This is a genomic window from Clostridioides sp. ES-S-0054-01 (genome assembly GCA_021561035.1).
Classification (GTDB): domain Bacteria; phylum Bacillota; class Clostridia; order Peptostreptococcales; family Peptostreptococcaceae; genus Clostridioides.
This window is the reverse complement of record CP067346.1, coordinates 1,850,132-1,870,647: the sequence shown is the minus strand read 5'-3', so window position 1 is coordinate 1,870,647 and position 20,516 is coordinate 1,850,132. Positions and strand designations below refer to the sequence as shown.

Annotated in this window: 17 protein-coding genes, 1 pseudogene and 1 riboswitch; all 18 genes and pseudogenes read right to left on the bottom strand. The window is 28.3% G+C overall.

The window, feature by feature from the left end; all coding sequences use genetic code 11:
• Positions 1–20: 20 nt before the first annotated feature.
• On the bottom strand, positions 21–977 hold the full coding sequence (locus tag JJC02_09030) for a CorA family divalent cation transporter (protein UDN56268.1): 957 nt from the start codon (positions 975–977) through the stop codon (positions 21–23).
• Between the two features lie 348 nt (positions 978–1,325).
• Positions 1,326–1,769 (bottom strand): annotated as a pseudogene (locus tag JJC02_09025) (two-component sensor histidine kinase).
• 303 nt (positions 1,770–2,072) lie between these two features.
• The gene (gene ftsH / locus JJC02_09020; GenBank protein ID UDN56267.1) at positions 2,073–3,890 is read right to left on the bottom strand and encodes an ATP-dependent zinc metalloprotease FtsH; all 1,818 of its coding nucleotides are present in this window, start codon (positions 3,888–3,890) and stop codon (positions 2,073–2,075) included.
• Between the two features lie 30 nt (positions 3,891–3,920).
• Positions 3,921–4,364 carry a MarR family transcriptional regulator gene (locus JJC02_09015; protein UDN56266.1) on the bottom strand — a complete coding sequence of 148 codons (444 nt, stop codon included), beginning with the start codon at positions 4,362–4,364 and terminating at the stop codon, positions 3,921–3,923.
• 497 nt (positions 4,365–4,861) lie between these two features.
• The gene (gene metA / locus JJC02_09010) at positions 4,862–5,752 is read right to left on the bottom strand and encodes a homoserine O-succinyltransferase (GenBank protein ID UDN56265.1); all 891 of its coding nucleotides are present in this window, start codon (positions 5,750–5,752) and stop codon (positions 4,862–4,864) included.
• Positions 5,753–5,781: 29 nt separating this feature from the next.
• Positions 5,782–7,047 (bottom strand): O-acetylhomoserine aminocarboxypropyltransferase/cysteine synthase, encoded by a 1,266-nt coding sequence (locus tag JJC02_09005; GenBank protein UDN56264.1) that lies wholly within the window; start codon positions 7,045–7,047, stop codon positions 5,782–5,784.
• Positions 7,048–7,155: 108 nt separating this feature from the next.
• Positions 7,156–7,258, bottom strand: a riboswitch (SAM riboswitch).
• A gap of 53 nt (positions 7,259–7,311) precedes the next feature.
• Positions 7,312–9,969: a cation-translocating P-type ATPase gene (locus tag JJC02_09000; protein ID UDN56263.1), complete on the bottom strand. Its 2,658-nt coding sequence runs from the start codon at positions 9,967–9,969 to the stop codon at positions 7,312–7,314.
• Between the two features lie 127 nt (positions 9,970–10,096).
• Positions 10,097–10,840, bottom strand: a complete 744-nt coding sequence (yaaA, locus tag JJC02_08995) for a peroxide stress protein YaaA (protein UDN56262.1) — start codon at positions 10,838–10,840, stop codon at positions 10,097–10,099.
• 6 nt (positions 10,841–10,846) lie between these two features.
• The gene (gene bcp, locus JJC02_08990; protein ID UDN56261.1) at positions 10,847–11,314 is read right to left on the bottom strand and encodes a thioredoxin-dependent thiol peroxidase; all 468 of its coding nucleotides are present in this window, start codon (positions 11,312–11,314) and stop codon (positions 10,847–10,849) included.
• Positions 11,315–11,606: 292 nt separating this feature from the next.
• A complete protein-coding gene (gene ade / locus JJC02_08985; GenBank protein UDN56260.1) occupies positions 11,607–13,304 on the bottom strand; it encodes an adenine deaminase in 1,698 nt (565 codons plus the stop codon).
• Positions 13,305–13,599: 295 nt separating this feature from the next.
• A complete protein-coding gene (locus tag JJC02_08980) occupies positions 13,600–14,754 on the bottom strand; it encodes an arsenic efflux protein (protein ID UDN56259.1) in 1,155 nt (384 codons plus the stop codon).
• Positions 14,755–15,004: 250 nt separating this feature from the next.
• Positions 15,005–15,844 carry a 4-hydroxy-3-methylbut-2-enyl diphosphate reductase gene (locus tag JJC02_08975; protein UDN56258.1) on the bottom strand — a complete coding sequence of 280 codons (840 nt, stop codon included), beginning with the start codon at positions 15,842–15,844 and terminating at the stop codon, positions 15,005–15,007.
• Positions 15,845–15,856: 12 nt separating this feature from the next.
• On the bottom strand, positions 15,857–16,453 hold the full coding sequence (locus JJC02_08970; GenBank protein ID UDN56257.1) for a 1-acyl-sn-glycerol-3-phosphate acyltransferase: 597 nt from the start codon (positions 16,451–16,453) through the stop codon (positions 15,857–15,859).
• Between the two features lie 49 nt (positions 16,454–16,502).
• The gene (locus JJC02_08965) at positions 16,503–17,153 is read right to left on the bottom strand and encodes a (d)CMP kinase (GenBank protein ID UDN56256.1); all 651 of its coding nucleotides are present in this window, start codon (positions 17,151–17,153) and stop codon (positions 16,503–16,505) included.
• A 45-nt stretch (positions 17,154–17,198) separates the two neighbouring features.
• Positions 17,199–18,452 (bottom strand): NAD(P)/FAD-dependent oxidoreductase, encoded by a 1,254-nt coding sequence (locus JJC02_08960; GenBank protein ID UDN56255.1) that lies wholly within the window; start codon positions 18,450–18,452, stop codon positions 17,199–17,201.
• 23 nt (positions 18,453–18,475) lie between these two features.
• Positions 18,476–19,117, bottom strand: coding sequence for a histidine phosphatase family protein (locus tag JJC02_08955; GenBank protein UDN56254.1), 642 nt, complete (start codon positions 19,115–19,117; stop codon positions 18,476–18,478).
• Between the two features lie 199 nt (positions 19,118–19,316).
• The gene (locus tag JJC02_08950; protein ID UDN56406.1) at positions 19,317–19,730 is read right to left on the bottom strand and encodes a DUF1653 domain-containing protein; all 414 of its coding nucleotides are present in this window, start codon (positions 19,728–19,730) and stop codon (positions 19,317–19,319) included.
• A gap of 145 nt (positions 19,731–19,875) precedes the next feature.
• Positions 19,876–20,217 carry a LytTR family transcriptional regulator gene (locus tag JJC02_08945; protein UDN56253.1) on the bottom strand — a complete coding sequence of 114 codons (342 nt, stop codon included), beginning with the start codon at positions 20,215–20,217 and terminating at the stop codon, positions 19,876–19,878.
• Between the last annotated feature and the right edge of the window lie 299 nt (positions 20,218–20,516).

Genomic DNA, 20,516 nt, shown 5'->3' with positions numbered 1-20,516 from the left:
AATTAAAAATAATCTGTAATTTACAATAATTTTTTTATTTTAAATATTATGATTCCAACAAAAATTATACATAACATAAAAAATAAAGTTGCTGGATATCCATAAATCCAATTTAACTCTGGCATATATCTAAAGTTCATTCCATATATACCAGTTATAATTGTAAGTGGTGCCGATATAGCTGTTAATAAGGTTAATTTTGTAATTAAGTGATTTGTTTTTTCACCTACTCTAGAAGAATAAATATCTAATAGTTTATCTGCTAACTCTCGTGTCGATAATGCGAAATTGTATAATTTGTCAATTCCAAAATCTATACCTTGAAAAGTTTCTAAATTGTACTTTTTCACATTTGAATATTTTAAATACCTTATATTCTCTTTGACTATTCTATCTCCAATATACAAAAGGGGTCTGGTATTCTTAACTATAGTCCTTGTTAATCCTCTTACATCACTTATTCTAGATACATGTTTTTTGTCAATCTTGTCCATCATCTCATCTTCTATTTGAAGAATTAACTCTTCTACCTTTTCCAAAGACTCAAAACCATTTTTTATAACTTCTCTAAAAATCAAATAGTTTATCTTAAATAGATTGATAACTGGATTTTTTTCAAGTTGAGAATTCTTCAAAATAATATTTTTTACAAATTCAAATAAAAAGTGCTCTTCATTAACTACAACCAATATAAAATTATCTGATAAATACATGTTTACTTCTTCTATAACAGCTTCTCCTTCTCTTAATTCAAATGTATTTAAGCTCAAAAAATCATAATTATCAAATAAATCAAGTTTGGTTATTTCATCAAATTTAAGACAATCATTAAAAGTTATTTCATCTATATCCAGGATTTCCTTAAGCAATTTTAAATTTTTTGGAGCACTTAATATGAGATAAGAATTTTCTGCTATATAAAATTTATCTCTAAAATCTTCAATAATATCTCTTGTATTTAAATTCAGTATATACATACATCCACTCCTAAATTTCAATTTGCACTTTAAAAATTTTCTACAATCATTACTGTAATTATTTTACACTATTTGAATAATTATTATTTAATATTTATATTAAATTTTATATAAAAATAACAACTATACTCATAAACGCTACACATATTATCAATTTATCAATTTAAAACCATTTATTCTACTACTGAATTACAATGAATATAAAAGTCTTGATATTGCATAAAAATGAAATGATGATAGTTTAATTCCTGTCCTTTTAAGATACTTACAAACTGGGATTTGTATTTGCGTATTAAGATAATAACTTAATATATTAAAAATGGAAAGGAATAATGAACACAATAAACATCCCATACTTTGTACTGCATATGCTAAAACACTTATCATTAAAGTAATCATTATTAGTTTTAGAAAATCTAATTTGCTAATTTTTAACTTTGATTTTATTGACGACTTACCCTTTTTAGGTTTATATTTAATGTTTAAAGCAAATTTATATGGAATTATGTGTATATCTATATAATCAACTTCATCAATTAATTTGTCAACTATATCTTTTTTAAACTTTTTGCTAAATTTCTTATTATTTGATTGATTTCTACCTATTACGATTTTTGTTACATTTCTTAGTTTTGCAATTCTAAGCATTTGCTCTATTATATTTTCACCATGTAAAACAATTATTTCACCACCTAATTTCTTAGCTAATTTTAGATTATTTAATTGTTTTTGTTCATCAAGGGCTAGTCTTGCTGTACTTGGAATTTCAACATATAGAGCTATCCATTTTGCAATGGAATAAGTCTTTCCTACTGCATAACCAAAGAATATTTTTAATTGTCCTCTACTTAGTCTTTCTTCTTCATTTTTAATTTTTTCTAACAGAATATCAGGGTTAGGTCTATCCATTAAAAACCTCCTTACATCTTTCATTACTATTATAATATCAATTCCAGTATAAAATTGTAGTTAAAATATATTTTTAATGATTAAGATTATGTAAAGATAGAAATATAAATAAAAAAAATATAAGTAATTATTAACTAAAAATAAAAATGCCCAATAATAGGCATTTTTATTTTTTATATAATATATTTATTTTAAGTTAAGTATCTCCATAAACTCATCACCTGTAATAGTTTCCTTTTCTAATAAGTATTCAGCAAGTTCATGCAACTTATCAATATTGTTCTCTAAAATTTCAATTGCATTCTTATGACAAGCCTTTACTATTTTAAATACTTCTTCATCTATTTTAGCAGCAGTATCTGAAGAACAAGCAAGAGAAGTATCTCCTCCTAGGTATTGATTACTTACTGTCTCAAGAGCAACCATGTCAAATTCTTCACTCATACCAAGACGAGTAACCATAGCTCTTGCAATTTTAGTAGCTTGCTCTATATCATTTGATGCCCCTGATGTACAAGTATTAAAAATAACTTCTTCAGCAGCACGACCACCTGTAAAAGTAGTTATTTTATCGATTGCTTCTTCTTTAGACATAAGCACACTTTCATCTTCTGCAACTTGCATAGTATAACCCAATGCACCTGAAGTTCTAGGTATTATAGTAATCTTATGGACAGGAGCAGAATGTTTTTGCATAGCGGCAACAAGTGCATGACCTATTTCATGATAGGCTATAATTTTCTTTTCCTTATCAGAAATTACAGCTCCTTTACGTTGGTACCCAGCAATTACAGTTTCAACAGATTCATCAAAATCTTGTTGCTCTACTATATCCCTACCTGATTTAACGGCTAAGAGTGCTGCTTCATTCACAATATTAGCAAGCTCTGCACCTGATGCTCCTGATGTAGACCTTGCAATTGCATTATAATCTATATCTGAGCTTACATTTACATTTTGAGCATGTACCTTTAAGATAGCTTCACGCCCTCCAAGGTCTGGAAGCTCAACTGGTATACGTCTATCAAACCTTCCTGGACGAAGTAATGCTTTATCAAGGCTGTCAGGTCTATTTGTAGCAGCAAGTATTACTACACCTATTCCTCCATCAAACCCATCCATCTCACTTAGCAACTGGTTTAAAGTTTGCTCACGTTCGTCATTTCCACCTAATCCACTTCCATTATCACGTTTTTTACCAATAGTATCAATTTCATCTATAAATACTATACATGGAGCTTTTTCTTTTGCTTGTTTAAATAAATCACGAATTCTAGAAGCTCCCATTCCTACAAACATCTCAACAAATTCAGAACCAGATATTGAGAAAAATGGTACATTTGCTTCTCCTGCTACAGCTTTTGCAAGAAGTGTTTTTCCTGTACCTGGAGGTCCTACTAAAAGTGCACCTTTAGGCATTTGTGCTCCTATCTTTTTATATTTTTCTGGATTGTGTAAGAAATCTACTATTTCACTTAAAGCTTCTTTTGCCTCATCTTGACCAGCCACATCATTAAATCTTTTTCCGCTTTGAGCAGATACATACATTTTGGCGTTGCTTTTTCCAAATTGCATCGCATTACCACCCATTCGCTTTTGCATCGACTTCATCATTAAATTACCAAATAGCATAAGAATACCTATAGGTATTATCCATGTAAGTAAAATACTTAGAAGAGGTGAATTTTCCTTGGGAATAACCTTAGTAAATTCTACCTTTGCATTTTTTAATCTATCTACCAATTCTGGGTCATCCATTCTACCAGTTATGTATATATTCTTATCCTTACTACTAGATGGATTTATTGCTATTCTATTGTTTTCTATCTCAACGGCTTTAACCTTCCCTGTATCCAACATTGTAAGAAACTTCCCATAGTCAATCTCAACCATTTTTTTATCCATTAAACTTGGAAATATTAAAGCATTTAAAAACATTACTACTATTATTATAACTGTATAATAATAGAGTGCAGACCTTTTTTGGGGTTTATGTTCATCCATAATTTTATTCTCCTTTAAATTATTTTTATGTTATTTGCAATCAATGTGAGTTAAAAGCTTATTTAATTTTTCTAAACCTTCTATTATATCTTCCATATCTTGCAATTTTTCACTAGTCATATTTTCAAAATAACTATCAAAAATACTACTTGAAATATTCTCTTGTATATCCAATGATTTATTTGTAACTTTTACTTTCACAATTCGCTGGTCTTCTATATCTCTTATGCGATTTAAAAAACCATTTTTTTCAAGTCTCTGACAGATTACTGATAGATTACTATTTGTCATGTTTAAGTTTTTACCTAAATCGCTTATCTTTTTCTCTCCATGTTCACATAACTCTGATAAAATCAAAGCTTGCACTGCTGTAATACCAAGTGGCTGATAAAACTTACTTAATAAAGTTGTAAACTTCATATTTATGTCTCTAGTCAACTCTAATAGCTCTTTCTTAAAACTCATCTCGTCCATACAAACGCTCCCTACGAAAATACTTTATTTTTCTAAATATTAACTTTAGGCTTAAGTTTATCCTGTAAATGAATACTTAATACTATAATGTTTAATGTATTAAATATTATAGTATTAAGTATTCATTGTCAATTACAATATTGTAACTTCAGTTGGAATTTTGTTATCTTATGGATATTTAATTTTATACAGGATGTTTTTGATAAAATTTAATAAAAAATCGATGTATATATTTTACACCGATTTCTCCATTTTTAATCTATTTTAAAAATTAAAATACAAATTTATTGATAATCTAAAGGTTTAATCTCCCATTATCATATCATGTATAAAATTAAAACTACCTTTATCTGCACCTAAAGTGATTTCCATAATATATAAAACTACTATTATAAGGTCAAATTTTTTTAAAATAAGGTATAAAGAATCATTAAGATTAACTTTATACCTATAAATCTCTATATTTTATTTAGTTAACATTTATATACTATTAAAATTTATTGTATCAAATAGTTTTTTATCCAATTTCTAAACAACAATTCTGAATGTTTTTTCCATTTTACAGCTGGCTCTTCTGAAGGGTCATCATTAATGTAGTAATTTTGAGGTATCGATATTTCATCGCCTCTATTTATATCCCTCTTATACTCTTTATCAAGAGTGTATTTATCATACTCGCTATGACCCATTACGAATACATCTCTCGAATTTGTAATTATATAAGGACCAGCTTCTTTAGAATGACTCACAATGCTCAACTCTTTATTCTCTTTTAGAGCTTCAATATTTACAGTAGTATGTCTTGAATGTGGGGCAAAAAATTCTTTTTCAAACCCATCTACTATCTTACTATTCTTATCTACTTTATGCTTAAATACTCCAAAACATTTTTGACTTAGTGGAAGTTTTTTTACATTGTAGTATTTGTAAAGACTTGCTTGAGCCGCCCAACATATATATAATGTAGATTTAGTTTTTCTTTTAGAATAATCCATAATCTCTTCTAGTTCATTCCAATAATCAACTTCTTCAAACTCCATTTGTTCAACTGGAGCTCCTGTTATTATAAGACCATCAAAGTATTCTTCTTTGGCTTCATCAAATGTTTTATAAAATTCTTTAACATATTCATTGCAACTTCTCTTACTCTCTCTTGTTGAAATTTTAATAAATTCCACAGATACATTGAATCCTGTTTTATCTATCCTTCTTAGTAAATCTAATTCTGTATCTATCTTTATAGGCATTAGATTCAGTATAGCTATCTTAGTATCTATGTTTTCTTCATATTTTAATTCCTTATTAAAATCTTCTTTGTAAATTACATCTATTCCTTCCTCTAATAATTTATTAATAACAGGTAATCCTTTTGGTAGTATTAAAGCCATATTTTTTCACTTCTCTTTCTCTTAGAATATTAGAAATTTAAAGCTTGATTTAAATCAGCTATTAAATCCTCTACATTTTCTATTCCAACTGACAATCTTATTAGTGAAGGCAATACTCCAGATGCAATTAATTGTTCTTCTGTTAATTGTCTATGAGTAGTTGAAGCTGGGTGTATAACACATGTTCTTACATCTGAAACATGCGTAACCAAAGATGCTATCTGTAGTTTTTCCACAAATTTTTTTGCATTTTCTAGCCCACCTCTTACTCCAAATGATAAAACTCCACTATACCCTTTTGATAAATATTTTTTAGCATTCTCATAATACTTGTTATCTTCAAGCCCTGGATAATTAATCCAGTCTACATTTTCATGTTTTTCTAAAAACCTAGCTATTTTAAGTGCGTTTTCACTATGTCTCTCCATTCTAAGGTGCAGTGTTTCAACATTTAAGTTAGTAAGATATGCATTAAACGGGCTTAAACAATTTCCATAATCCCTAAGTAATTGAACTCTTGCTTTAGTTGCATACGCAGCATTTCCAAATTTTTCAGTATAACTTATTCCATGGTACGTTGGGTCTGGTTCAACTAATTCTGGAAATTTTCCATTATCCCAGTTAAAGTTTCCACCGTCTACTATAATTCCCCCAACACTTGAAGCATGCCCGTCTAAATATTTTGTAGTAGAATGAGTAACTATATTTACTCCATACTTTAAAGGGTTACAAAGCACTGGAGATGCTAATGAATTATCAACTATAAATGGAACATTAATTCTCTTAGCTACATTTGCTATTTTTTCAAAATCTATAACTTCAAGAGTTGGATTTGCAAGTGTTTCTGCAAACACAACTTTAGTATTTTCATTTGCAAGTTCTGCTATCTCATCTTCACTTGAATCTAAGTCAAACGATATTAAATCTATACCAAATTTTTTAAGACTAGGTCCTAATAAATTGAATGTTCCTCCATATACTTTTGAAGAACAAAGTATGCTATCTCCTGATTTACATATATTTAAAACTGCCAACATATTTGCAGATTGACCTGATGATACAGCTACAGAAGATACTCCTCCTTCTAGTAAACTTATTTTCTCTTCAAAAGCTTGAATAGTAGGATTACTTATTCTTGAATATATATGTCCATCAACCTTTAAATCGAATAATTCAGCAAGTTGGTCTATACTGCTATATTTAAAAGTTGTACTTTGATATAAAGGTAATACTCTTGGTTCTCCATTACCTGGTTTATAATTTCCTTGCACACATATTGTCTCTTTATTATACATTTTTATATCCCCCTTAGATTTTATTAAAAAAATTAAACTATTTATCAGATGAGATTTAAAATAAATAAAGCCTGAGTATATAACTCAGGCTCTGTATAAGCTTAATTATACTCATCTCTCAGCTTTCGCCGCAGGATTTAGCACCAATGTATATAAATATACTGGTTGCCGGGTTTCATAGGGCCAGTCCCTCCACCTCTCTGGATAAGATTTATTTAATTTTTCTATGTTTTATATCTTATATATTTTTCCTAATTTTGTCAACTATTTTTTTAATTTTTTTCTTTTAATAACTTTCCCAACCTCTACTTGAACTACAGACATTACAGCTAAAACAATTGTTATAAGCCACTCTGAACTATTTAAAATAGTTAGACTAAAAGCATTTCTAAAAACAGGTACAAACAGTATTACTGCTATTAGCAATGCAGAAGTTAAAAACGAGATTAAAAGAAATGGATTTTTACCATTATTTCTATTAAACATTGAATCTGTATTTGAACGCTGGCTAAATGCTCGTAACATCTGTGAAAATGCTAATACACAAAACGCCATTGTTTGACCTACAGAATGATTTTCTATATTAAGACCAATTTTATATGCTAAAATAGTCATTATTGCCACAAATATACCTTGGGTAACAACTCTTTGTATAAGGTTTTTTTCAAACAAAGTGGTTGATTTCACTGGCTGATGCTTCATTATATTTCTGCTTGGTGGGTCAACTCCAAGAGCAAGAGCTGGAAGTGTAGCAGTTGCAAGGTTTACCCACAGAATATGAACAGCAAGAAGTGGAGTATCCCAATTTAATAGTATTGCTACAAACAGTGTAAGTATCTCTGCTATATTACCAACAAGCAAGAATTGTATAACTTTTTGTATGTTCCTATATACACGCCTACCTTCTTTTATTGCATAAGCAATTGTTGTAAAGCTATCATCCATTAAAATCATATCAGAAGAATCTTTTGCAACATCTGTACCACTTATACCCATAGCTATACCAATATCAGCAGATTTTAAGGCAGGAGAATCGTTTACACCATCCCCAGTCATTGCTGGTACTTCTCCAATTCTTTTTAAAGATTTTATTATTCTAAGTTTATCAAATGGGGACACACGAGCAAATACTGTAGTATTTTTAACAGCTTCATCTAGTTCATCATCACTTAAATTATCAAGTTCATCACCAGATATTACAGTATTTCCTTCACTCCATATTCCTAACTCATGAGCTATTGTTGTAGCAGTAACTTTATGGTCACCTGTTATCATTATGGTTCTTATACCTGCTTCTTTACAAGTACTTACTGCCTCAATTACTTCAGTTCTTGGTGGGTCAATCATACCAACCATACCTATAAATGTTAAATCATATTCTATGTTTTCACTTTCTTCTTTTGGTATAGATGAAATCTCACGCTTAGCAAAACCAAGTACACGCAATGCATCTTTAGACATTGTAAGACATAATTCGTGTATATTCTTTTTATCTAATTCAGTAATATTTCTTTCACCTTTTGATGTTAATATTCTAGTACATAAATCAAGAATTTCGTCTACTGCACCTTTTGTATAGGCAGTAATCTTTCCATCTATACTGTGAACAGTTGTCATACATTTTCTATCAGAATCAAAAGGCTGTTCAAATAAACGTGGATATTCTTCTTCAAGAGCCTCTTGATTTATTCCAAATTTGTCAGCCATAAAAATTAATGCGCCCTCTGTCGGGTCACCTAATATTTCATCAGTTTTATCTGGATTAATGCATGCATCATTACAAAGAGCACCAGCATAAACAATCTCTTTATATACTAGTGGATGTTTTTCAGATGCAGTATCTATTGACGTCACTTTCCCAGATTCAAAATCTCCATTTACAGCAATATGTGTAACAGTCATTTTGTTTAAAGTTAATGTACCAGTTTTATCGCAACATATTACTGTAGATCCTCCTAATGTTTCAACAGCAGGCAATTTTCTAATTAAAGCATTTCTTTTAGCCATACGCTGTACGCCTAAAGCCATTACAATAGTAGCTGTTGCAGGTAATCCCTCTGGAATAATTGATATGGCAAGGGAAATTGCAATCATAAACATTGGCAAGAGAGGTCTCTGATAAAATGCACCTATTGCAAATATAACAACGCATACAATAATACCTATGACACTTAATGTCTTTCCAACGGTATTAAGCTTACGTTTTATAGGAGTGTCAAAATCATCTTGTGAATCTAAAAGATGTGCTATGTTACCCACCTCTGTATCCATACCAGTTGCAACTACAACACCTACGCCTCTACCATACGTTACGATTGAAGATGTATAAGCCATATTGCTACGGTCTCCTAATACACATTCTTCAGGTAAGATTGTATCTGCATCTTTTTCTGATGGAACAGATTCTCCTGTTAAAGAAGCCTCTTGAATTTTTAAACTTGATGTTTCTATCAAACGAAGGTCTGCTGGAATCATAGCACCATCTTCTAAAAAAACAATATCTCCTACTACAAGATTACTTGCTGGAATAACACATTCTTCACCATCACGCATAACACGAGCTATAGGTGAATTCATATTTTTTAATGCTTCTAATGATATTTCAGCCTTTTTTTCTTGAACAATACCAATAATTGCATTTACTATTACAATTATTAGTATTACAAAAGCTTCTGTAAATTCGCCAAATATTAAAGACAACATTGCCGCTCCTATTAGTATGAGAACCATAGCATCTGTAATTTGACTCCAAAGCATTTGTAAGGTTGTTCTAGGGGATTTTTTCCTCAGTTCATTTAAACCACTCTTTTTAAGCCGTTTTTCCGCCTCGGTATCGGTGAGCCCCTCCTCTGATGAATCTAGACTTTCTAAAATTTCATGAGTTGCTCTTGAATGCCAAGGCATCTGTTTGTGATTTTCCATTTTGGAAGACCACTCCTTTCTTTTTTGATTTAAGAGTAATTATATTTTAAAATCAAGTTCAGTTCAATACACAATAAGTATATTTTACCTAAATTTAACAATGCCATTTAATACTTAATAAAAAATTCTACTCTTTTACAAATATGTATTCACTATTATCAGATAAGTTTTCTTGGTACTTATATCCTTCTAAGTTAAACTTTTTTAGCTCCTCAATATTTATTATCCTATTTTTTACAATGTACTTTGCCATCATACCTCTAGCCTTCTTTGCTTGTGTAGATTCCACTTTCAATATACCATTTTTGTTTACTTTAAAAGTACATGTAATATATGTATCACTATCTTTAATAAATCTTTCTATTGACTTGCTGTATTCATTTGATGAAAGATTAATGATAGCTGTTTTTTCTTTGCTTAATTCTTTATATATGCGATTTCCCCAATATTCATATAAATTCTTAAACTCACCTATCTGTAATTTTGTCTGCATTTCTAACCTATATTCATATATACTATCGTATGGTTTTACAAGCCCATACAATCCACTTATGATTCGAATACAACTATCTGCAAATTCTTCATCTTGCTTTGTAAAATTTTCTGCTTCTATATTTTTATACTGTATTCCATCATAAGTTAAGATTGCAGGGCTTCCTAATCTATCGAACTTAATGCTTTCAAATCTATTTTTATTTAACACAGCTAATTTTTCATTAATCTTCATTTTATTTTTAAAATCTTCTATGCTAAATGTATTTATATTTTTCACTATTTCTTTTGTATTATCTATAAAACAGGGCAAATTCAAATCTCTATCAAATACTTCTATATTCTTCATATTTTTAGCTGGTGATAACATTATAATCATAAATTCTTATTGCTCCTGTTTTTCCAAATATTCAAGAATCTCTTGTGCATTTGTATCTGGTTTTGCTTTTTCAAAAACTTTTTCAATAATTCCATTTTCATCTATAATATATGTCGCACGTACAACTCCAAATGCAGTTTTTCCATACATTTTTTTCTCTTTCCATACATCAAAAGCTTTTATAGCAACTAAATCAGGGTCAGAAAGTAAAATAAAAGGAAGTTCATGCTTTTCTGCAAATTTTTGATGTGATTTTATGCTATCTTTACTTATGCCAATAACTTGTACATCATCCTTTTTAAATCCATCATACGCATTTCTAAAAGCACAAGCTTGACGTGTACAACCTGGTGTGTTATCTTTAGGATAAAAATACACTACTACTTTTTTCCCCTTAAAATCTGATATACTTACTTTATTTCCATCTTTATCTTCTAGTGTAAATTCTGGTGCTTTTGTTCCTATACTCAACATAAATATCTCTCCTTTTGTTTTTATTGATAATTTTTATATTATGCTTATATTACTACCCTATAAATCTATATATAAATAAAATATTTTATTTTTTATTTATATAATTTTATAAACATATAATTTTCATATATTTATGTGCTAAAATAGGCTGAAAATAGTTTTGTTGGGATATTTGAACTTAAAATAAGGTTAAATAATAAATTAATATATTTTCATCGTTTCAACAATGAAAAAGAAACCTACCTCTATTTTGAGACAGCTCCATTTATTGTTATTTTTATAATGTCTTAATCTATATAAATTTAAATTCTTCAACATCAAACATACCTAAATCAGTAAGTCTTATTTGTGGAACAACAGGAAGTGCCATAAAAGAAAGTGTAATAAAAGGGTCTACATACTTTGGAACTCCCATTTTTCTTGCTATCTCCAACATATTATCAGTAGTTTCTTGTACTTCTTCAGCTGTAAGAGTACTAATTAATCCAGCTACTTGAAGACTTAAGTGTGCAATAACTTTTCCATTTGATACAATCACATAACCACCTTGAACCTCTTTTAAATAATTTATTGCAATTAGAATATCATCATCGTTATCTCCTGCAACTATAATGTTATGAGAATCATGAGCCACAGTAGTAGCTATTGCTCCATTTTTTATGCCAAATCCTTTTAGTGGAGCAACTGATATATTTCCAGTCATTCTATGCCTCTCAACAACACAAAGCTTAGAATACTCTTCATTTGGAACAAAATATCCATCTGAACTTGGTAGAGATTCATATAACTTATTTGTCAAAATTTGATAAGGCACAATTTCCATTACATAATTTTTTTCATTTAATTTTAACTGTATTTTTTCTTTATTAATATCTTTAAATTTAACTGTATTAAGTAATTCTTTATCTTTAATCTCATAATTGTAAGTAGAGAAAATTTCTTTTTTTACTAATTTACCATCTTTATAAACACTATCCACTTTCATTTTATCCAAATCATTCAATACAACAATGTCTGCCTTATAACCAGCACTTATTGCTCCAATTTTCTTTAACCCATATGCTCTTGCAGAATTATAAGTTGCAATTTTTATAGCCTTTATAGGTTCCATACCTAAATCAATCGCACATTTTATATTCCATCTTATGTGACCTTGTTTTTCTATGTCATCTAGGTGCTTATCATCTGTGCAAAACATAAATTCTTCAATTGGCAAATTATGCTTTAACATACCACTTACTATAGATTTTAAGTTTTTTGCTGCACTTCCTTCTCTTATTAAAATTTTTAGTCCCGCTCTCAATTTTTCATATACTTCATCAAAAGTTATACATTCATGGTCATTTTCTATTCCTGCACATACATATGTCTGAAGTGATTTTCCATTTACATTTGGTGCATGTCCATCTACCACCTTATTTTTAAAAAGCTCTAGTTTATCCAAGATTTCATTTTCAGAATTTATAACATCATTGAAACACATTACCTCTCCTAAACCTAAAATTCTAGGATTATTTATGTATCTCTCCATGTCTTTTGCACTAAATTTACCAATTCCATTAGTTTCAAAACTTGTTGCAGGTACAGATGAAGGCATCATAATATATACATTAAGTGGTATATCTTTTGTCGATTCTAATAAAAAATCTATTGCACTTGCTCCCTTTACATTAACTAACTCATGTGGGTCAGCTATGATAGTTGTTGTACCTGATTTTAATATTGTTTTTGATAGTTCAATTGGCATTACCATTGTAGATTCAATATGCATATGTGCATCAATAAAACCAGGTGATATATATTTATTTCTACAATCAATTTCTACATTGCCCTTATAATCACCAATACCAACAATAGTATCTCCTACCATTGCTATATCTCCTACTATTAGCTCTTCTGTAAATACGTTTATGATTGTCCCATTTTTAAGTACAATGTCAGCTTTCTCTCTTCCACTTGCCACATCACACTGTCTCTTTAAATTACCCATGCTTTACAACTCCTCTTAAGTTTTTATATCAATATACTAGTCGTATTACATATCATAGTTTGATTTATTAATATATATTATATATGAGTTTTAATAGAAAATATCACTTGAAATTTGTTCCATTACCAATTTAATTAAATAGAGAGAACATGAGGAATAATATTATTTCCCATGTTCTCATTAATATTTAAGTAATATTGAATTTTTTTATTTCTATATTTAATCTTCACTATTCTTACAAACAAGTTTATGTATCTTATTATTTTATCAATACTTTTTTTATTCATAATTATATTTATCCTAAAAATACATAAACTATCATACCTACAAGTATTGCTGGTATAGTAGTAATAATCATAGCCCATAAAGAAGATTTTTTATCCATTGCTAGAAGTGGGAAAAGTGCATCCCCATCTTGAGATATAGAGTTGGCTATCACTGCCCCAAGTGGTATAGTTCCCTTCAAATAAAATGACATAAGCACAATTTGTATACCGCAACCTGGAATAAGCCCAAGACCTGCACCTATAAATACACTTATTACACCTGTTGATAATACTAGCTTAACCAAGTATTCATCTCCACCTAAAATTAATATTATCAAATCGTAGATAAGATATGCAATAAAAATCCATGTAATTACAAATGATATTTCACCAACAGAATGTATCAGCATTTCTCTTAGAGAAATCTTTTTATTTTCTTCCTCTTTTTGATTAGAATTCTTAAATACCTTTTTAAAACACCACATATAAATTATTGAAAATAATATTCCAATTACTGCTATCATTTCTTCTAATGAATGTAATTTCTCAATTATAGGAAGATTAAGTCCAGAGTGAGCAAGTGACATAAATATAAAGCCGATTAATATAATTCCTATATAAATTTTATATCCTTTTCCATGTGTTATTATAAATGCAAGTCTATTTGTATTTCCATGAGATTTAGCTAGATTGTCCAAAATTATTTCATCATGTTTATGTTGTTCTTTATTCTCTTTAGAATTATTTTTACTTATATTGTATTTATCCGATTCTCTACGCTTTTTTAGCCCTAATTTTTCTTCTAGTTTAAAATAATCCACTAGTTGCCCAGTTATTATTCCTGTAATGGTACTAACTATAGTGACAAAAAAATACATTTTAATATTTGATGAAATAAGTATAAATGCAGCATCTCCCATACTAGCTATTAAACTCGCAATTATTGCCCCAAAGCTTAATTTCCCATTTATATACAATGGCATTATTGCCAAACTTCCCCCACAACCTGGTATAGCTCCAATTAAAGCACCCATTAAAGGCTGAAGTTTTCTGTTTTTTGATATGATATTAGTAAAATTTCCACTAGTTTTATAATTAATATATCCAAATAACAAAATAAAAAATCCAATCATAGAGCCTACATGTAAAAATGCCTCTTCAGAAGCAGATATTAACATTTCCATTAATTTACCTCCTATACTAATTTTGCAATAATTATATTATATTTCTTTTTCTATTGATAATCAATATCAATATTTCTTTAACTTTCTAATATTAAAAAGTGCGTATCTTATATTATTAATTTTTCGTATTAAGATACACACTTTTTAATATTAGGTTATCTATTTACCACATGTAATATGAAATCAAAGGTGGACATTATGATAAGTTCTACATCATAACAATATCCACCTGTTTTATTATCTATCAAATTTATAAATTTTCAAGGAATGTTACAACCTCTTCTATTATCCAATTAGGTGTAGATGCCCCTGCTGTAATACCTAAATTTTTATATTTTTTAAGCATTTTTACATCCAGTTCATCCTTAGTCTCTATTGCAAAAGTTGGTACTAAGTCTTCACAAACTTTTACTAACTTTTGAGTATTTGAACTATGTTTGCCTCCTATAACTATCATACAATCAACTTCTTTAGCCAGTTCTTTAGCTGACTCTTGTCTTGCTTTTGTAGCTGAACAAATTGTATCATTAAATACTATCTTCTCTAATTTATCTGATAATTTATCAACTATACTTAGATATAAATCTGGATTTATTGTAGTCTGTGCAACAAGACAATATTTTTTTGAATTATCAAACTCCATATTTTCCATTTGTTCTAAAGTCTTTATTACTATAGCTGAATTTTCACACCATCCATTTATCCCTATAACTTCTGGATGTTTCATATCTCCAATAACTATTATTTCATAGCCTTTATTATGATACTCACTTACTACTGTATGTATTTTCTTTACAAATGGACATGTAGTATCCACAATTTTTAGTTTTTTATCTTTTGCTTCTTTATATATCTTCTCAGGAACTCCATGAGACCTTATTATCATATTTTCATAGTTTGGTATTATATCAATTTCATCTACAGTCTTAAGACCTTTTTCTTCATATTTTGCTACTGCTTGTTTGTTATGAATAAGAGGACCTAAAGCATATATGCCAGAATCATTTTTTTCAACTTCGTCCCATGCCATTTTCATTGCTCTTTTTACTCCAAAACAAAAGCCAGCATTTTTTGCTATTTTTACATTCACAAGTTTACCCCCTTATTTTGAATATTTAAAGTAATTTTGTTTTATCACTTCTAAAATCTCTTGTGATATTCTTTCATGGTCATCATTACTTAATTTTTCCTTAAAATGTTCTTCAAATGATATTGGCTCTCCAATATATACAATTACTTTACTAAAAAGTTTATATTTGGATATTATTGATACTGGAACAACTTTAGACTTACTTTTTATTGTAAATACAGAAAGACCTGCCTTAGCCTTACCAAAAGAATCCCCCTTTATTCTAGTCCCTTCCGGGAATATTCCTAATACATAACCATCTCTAATTGACCTTAAAATAGTTTTTATTGTAGATACATCTGGCTTTTCTCTATTTATAGGCATAACATGCAATTTTTTTAATATAAATCCTAATGGCTTTACTTCAAATAATTCTTTTTTTGCAATTGCAGCTATTTCTCTATTTTCTATAGCCGCTGCCAAGAATATAGGGTCAAGATTGGACTTATGATTTGAAGCTATTACTATATTCCCTCTATCAGGGATATTCTGTGCACCTATAACCTCATACTTAAAAAATAATTTAGAAAAACCCTTAAAAATATTTATTGCAAATCTATAAAAATTCACGTTTATCTCCCTTCAACACTACATTATATTTTCATTCTGATACATTAAACTAAAGATTTATTTTAGACACAACTTCATACACAACCTCTTCTATAGTTTTTCCTGTAGTATCTATTTCTAATGCATCATTAGCTTTTACTAATGGAGCAAATTCTCTATTTGAATCCATTTCATCTCGTTTTATTATATCTTCAATTACTTCTTTTAAAGTAGTATTATATCCCTTATTACAAAGTTCTTTATAACGTCTACTTCCTCTTTCTTCTGGAGTAGCTACTAAAAAGAATTTATAATCTGCATTTGGGAAAACATATGAACCTATATCTCTACCATCTAATATTACTGAACTTTTTGTTCCTATTTTTCGTTGAACTTCAACCATTAACTCTCTTACTTCTTTTATCTTAGCTACATTAGAAACATTGTTACTTACTTCTATTGTTCTTATTTCTTCGTCTATAACTTCTTTATCCAAGTATATACTATTATTTTTAAAATCTATATCTGAATTTCTAGCTATTTGAATAACTTCCTTCTCATTATTGACATCAATACCACTTTTTAAACATTTATAAGTAACTGCTCTATACATAGCACCTGTATCTATATAATTTATGTTTAACTTTTTTGCTACTATCTTAGCTATTGTACTCTTTCCAGCTCCTGCTGGACCATCTACGGCTATAACTAAATTACCCATATATACACCTCTATTTATATTTAATTATTAATAAAAAAACTACATTTATACACTAATACCTGCAAGGTATCCAGTTGAAAACGCTATTTGTAAATTGTATCCACCAGTTTCTGCATCTATATCAATTACCTCACCTGTAAAAAACAAGTTCTTAATTAATTTAGATTCCATAGTAGAGGAATTAATTTCTTTAACTGAGATACCACCAGAAGTAACCATACCAGTGTTTATACCTGTAGTTCCATTACAAGTTAGCTTCATATTTTTTATATACTCAATAATTTTAATTTCATCTACCTTAGATAAATCACTTGCTTTTTTATCACTCAAAGATAATAGAGATAGTATTTCTTTTAAGAAATTTTGAGGTAGTATTTGCCTAAGATTATTTATAATATTTTTATTTGGAAATTCTCTGATTATACTAGAAATTTCATCATGACTTAAATTTGGTAAGAAATCTATATTTAATTCTACCTTTTCTTTTTCAACAATCTTATTAATATAAGAAGACATTATAAGCACACAAGGTCCTGTTATCCCAAAATGTGCAAATAACATATCCCCCGATTTTGATATTTTCTTTTTCTTAATCTTACAAGATATTTCCACATTCTTCATGGATATTCCTTGCAAATCTTTAATCCATTTTTCCTCTATTCTAAGCGGAACTAAAGCAGGATATAGTTTATTTAATGTATGTCCATGATTTTTAAGAATCTTGTACATTGAACCATCTGAACCCGTTTTTGGATAACTCACTCCTCCAGTTGATATAATAATCTTGTCTCCTAGTATCTTATCTCCATTATCTAAAATAATTCCTTTTACTAGATACTTTGACTTGTCCTTATTAAAGTCATCTTTTGGAGCAATGTCTTCAGTTATAATGTCTGCAACTTTTTTATTATACACTATCTTTACATTGTGATTGAGTAAATCTTTATTTAATACTTCTATTACTTCTATAGATTTATCATTTTTAGTATATACTTTGTGGTCATTTTCTTCTTCAATCTTATATTTTAAATTTCTACTTTCAAAATACGAAATAAGGTCTTTATTTGTAAACGTATAGAAACTACTATAAAGAAATTTTTTATTATTAACGACTTTATCAAAAAAATCTTCTATCTCCCTGTTATTGGTAAAATTGCATCTACCTCCACCAGTTGCTCTTAGCTTTCTCCCTAATTCTCCATTTCTCTCAACTAATATTACTTCATTATTATTTTTCGAAGCTACCAAAGCTGCCATCATTCCAGAGGCACCTCCACCAACTACTATAACTTTACTCATAAATTTCTCCTTATAATTGATTCCTACTCTAATGCAGAATTATTTATCTTTACATGATTTTTTATATGACTTGTATCATTCATTTTTATTATAACAGGTCCATAATCTTTAAATTCTACTATGTTTAAAGCAGTATTATCCTGCTTAATTCTATATATATTTTCCATACCTGATTCTAAAAATGACAATAACATAACTCTCAATGTAATTGAATGTGTAACAAGAATTATATTTTTATTATCATATTTTTCATTTAATTCCTTTATAAAAGCATCTACTCTTTCTTTTATAATTTTAAGAGTTTCGCCTTCTGGTATATTTACTAAGTGTGGCTCATTTCTCCATGTTGAATATATATCTGAGTAATCTTTTTGAATTTCTTTTATTAAAAGACCTTCCCAAACTCCAAATCCCATTTCTCTAAGTGCTTCAGTTTTTTGAACTTCAATATTAAGCTTATCTCCTAAAATTTGAGCTGTTTGCATTGCTCTTCCAAGGTCACTACTAAAAATATAATCAATTGGATACTTTCCAATATCTTCAGAAAGTTCTTTTGCCTGATTTATACCTTGAGGTGTAAGGTCAGAATTACCATGACCTTGCGTTTTTCCTAATAGATTCCAATCTGTTTGTCCATGTCTAACTATATAAAAAGTATTTCCCATATGTCCTCCTAATATATGCTATTTTTATTAAATGTAAATTATCACTTCTCAAAACTTAATTATATCATATAATACTTTACTTTGTTTCTATTTTATAACCTAATCTAACATATTATTTACAATAAATCTCATTTATATTTCTACAAGTTATTGTACTATTAAAGGATTTTTCTAAATTTATAAACACATCTTTCTTATATTATTTATAAACTTCTTCAAATCTGTACTTTTGAATTGGATTAACATACTTATCTGTATCTACTTTTTCTAAAAACATATCCAAAGGTCTTGCAAATATTCCTGTATCATCATATAAAGTCTTGTATAAAACTAAATCATTAGTATCTTTTTCTTTTTTATGATAAAAATTTCCATCTAAATCCATATATACATAGATATTTTCTTCTCTTTCAGTATGTCTAATAATCAACTTATATTTATTTCTATTTTGGATTAAATTTTCTCCACTGTATAGTTCACATATGTTTTCTACATTATCAATAGCTTTACTAATCCCCATTGTAGCATAATATTTTCCTTTGAAATGTTTATAGATACAAGGATATTTTAACTGTCTTTCGTTAGTACCTGAGTTATTTTTTAATTCAAGCATGTTATTATAATCTCCCATATCTCGTCTCTTTCTTTTAAAAGTATTTTATTTTGAAATAAGTTACTTGTTTTATATTTTATCATAATTTGAAATTTATTAATAATACAATAAATAAAGAGGCTGTATAAAATACAGCCTCTCAAGATTAATCTTCATAATCATATAATTTTTCTAATTTCTTTTTTAACTTCTTTTTTCTTTCTGAACCTAAAATTCTTATAAAATTATTATTCACAAAAATACAATTATTGCTTAGATAAAATTCACACTTGTCTAAATTTACAATATAGCTATTACTACATTTGAAAAAATTTTCTTCTTTTATTAGTTTTCTTATACAAGGAGCATTTTCTCCAACTTCATAATTACCATTTTCTGTATAAATCTTTGATTCATATTCTTGCTTCTCTATGTACAAAACTTCTTTGCTATTAATTGAAAAACGTTTATCCTCGTATTCAATATTAATAAAATTTTCCTCTTTCATTACCATCCCTCCAAGTACTTTTATTAATTTAATTTTAGTGTTTTTTATCAATATAATCTATCGGAAATATATGTAAGACTGGTTCATTTAAGATATTTAAAATATAATTTTTAATATTAGTTTATAAGCTTACTTTTTAACATTAATTTTTAAAGTTAAAAATACTTTTTAAAATAATATTTCTATATATAAGTATATATACCTTTAATAAAAAAACTCTTATATAAAATTATGTAAAAATATACATAAAAAAGTAAATATTAGCTTTTTATTTGAATAAATTGTATTGGGGTATATTT

What these genes read in the sequence shown, in the direction of transcription:
- JJC02_09030 (UDN56268.1), bottom strand. Translation starts at nt 977, where the DNA reads ATGTATATACTGAATTTAAATACAAGAGATATTATTGAAGATTTTAGA.
- ftsH (UDN56267.1), bottom strand. Translation starts at nt 3,890, where the DNA reads ATGGATGAACATAAACCCCAAAAAAGGTCTGCACTCTATTATTATACA.
- JJC02_09015 (UDN56266.1), bottom strand. Translation starts at nt 4,364, where the DNA reads ATGGACGAGATGAGTTTTAAGAAAGAGCTATTAGAGTTGACTAGAGAC.
- metA (UDN56265.1), bottom strand. Translation starts at nt 5,752, where the DNA reads ATGGCTTTAATACTACCAAAAGGATTACCTGTTATTAATAAATTATTA.
- JJC02_09005 (UDN56264.1), bottom strand. Translation starts at nt 7,047, where the DNA reads ATGTATAATAAAGAGACAATATGTGTGCAAGGAAATTATAAACCAGGT.
- JJC02_09000 (UDN56263.1), bottom strand. Translation starts at nt 9,969, where the DNA reads ATGGAAAATCACAAACAGATGCCTTGGCATTCAAGAGCAACTCATGAA.
- yaaA (UDN56262.1), bottom strand. Translation starts at nt 10,840, where the DNA reads ATGATTATAATGTTATCACCAGCTAAAAATATGAAGAATATAGAAGTA.
- bcp (UDN56261.1), bottom strand. Translation starts at nt 11,314, where the DNA reads ATGTTGAGTATAGGAACAAAAGCACCAGAATTTACACTAGAAGATAAA.
- ade (UDN56260.1), bottom strand. Translation starts at nt 13,304, where the DNA reads ATGGGTAATTTAAAGAGACAGTGTGATGTGGCAAGTGGAAGAGAGAAA.
- JJC02_08980 (UDN56259.1), bottom strand. Translation starts at nt 14,754, where the DNA reads ATGGAAATGTTAATATCTGCTTCTGAAGAGGCATTTTTACATGTAGGC.
- JJC02_08965 (UDN56256.1), bottom strand. Translation starts at nt 17,153, where the DNA reads ATGGGTAATTTAGTTATAGCCGTAGATGGTCCAGCAGGAGCTGGAAAG.
- JJC02_08960 (UDN56255.1), bottom strand. Translation starts at nt 18,452, where the DNA reads ATGAGTAAAGTTATAGTAGTTGGTGGAGGTGCCTCTGGAATGATGGCA.
- JJC02_08955 (UDN56254.1), bottom strand. Translation starts at nt 19,117, where the DNA reads ATGGGAAATACTTTTTATATAGTTAGACATGGACAAACAGATTGGAAT.
- JJC02_08950 (UDN56406.1), bottom strand. Translation starts at nt 19,730, where the DNA reads ATGCTTGAATTAAAAAATAACTCAGGTACTAACGAAAGACAGTTAAAA.
- JJC02_08945 (UDN56253.1), bottom strand. Translation starts at nt 20,217, where the DNA reads ATGAAAGAGGAAAATTTTATTAATATTGAATACGAGGATAAACGTTTT.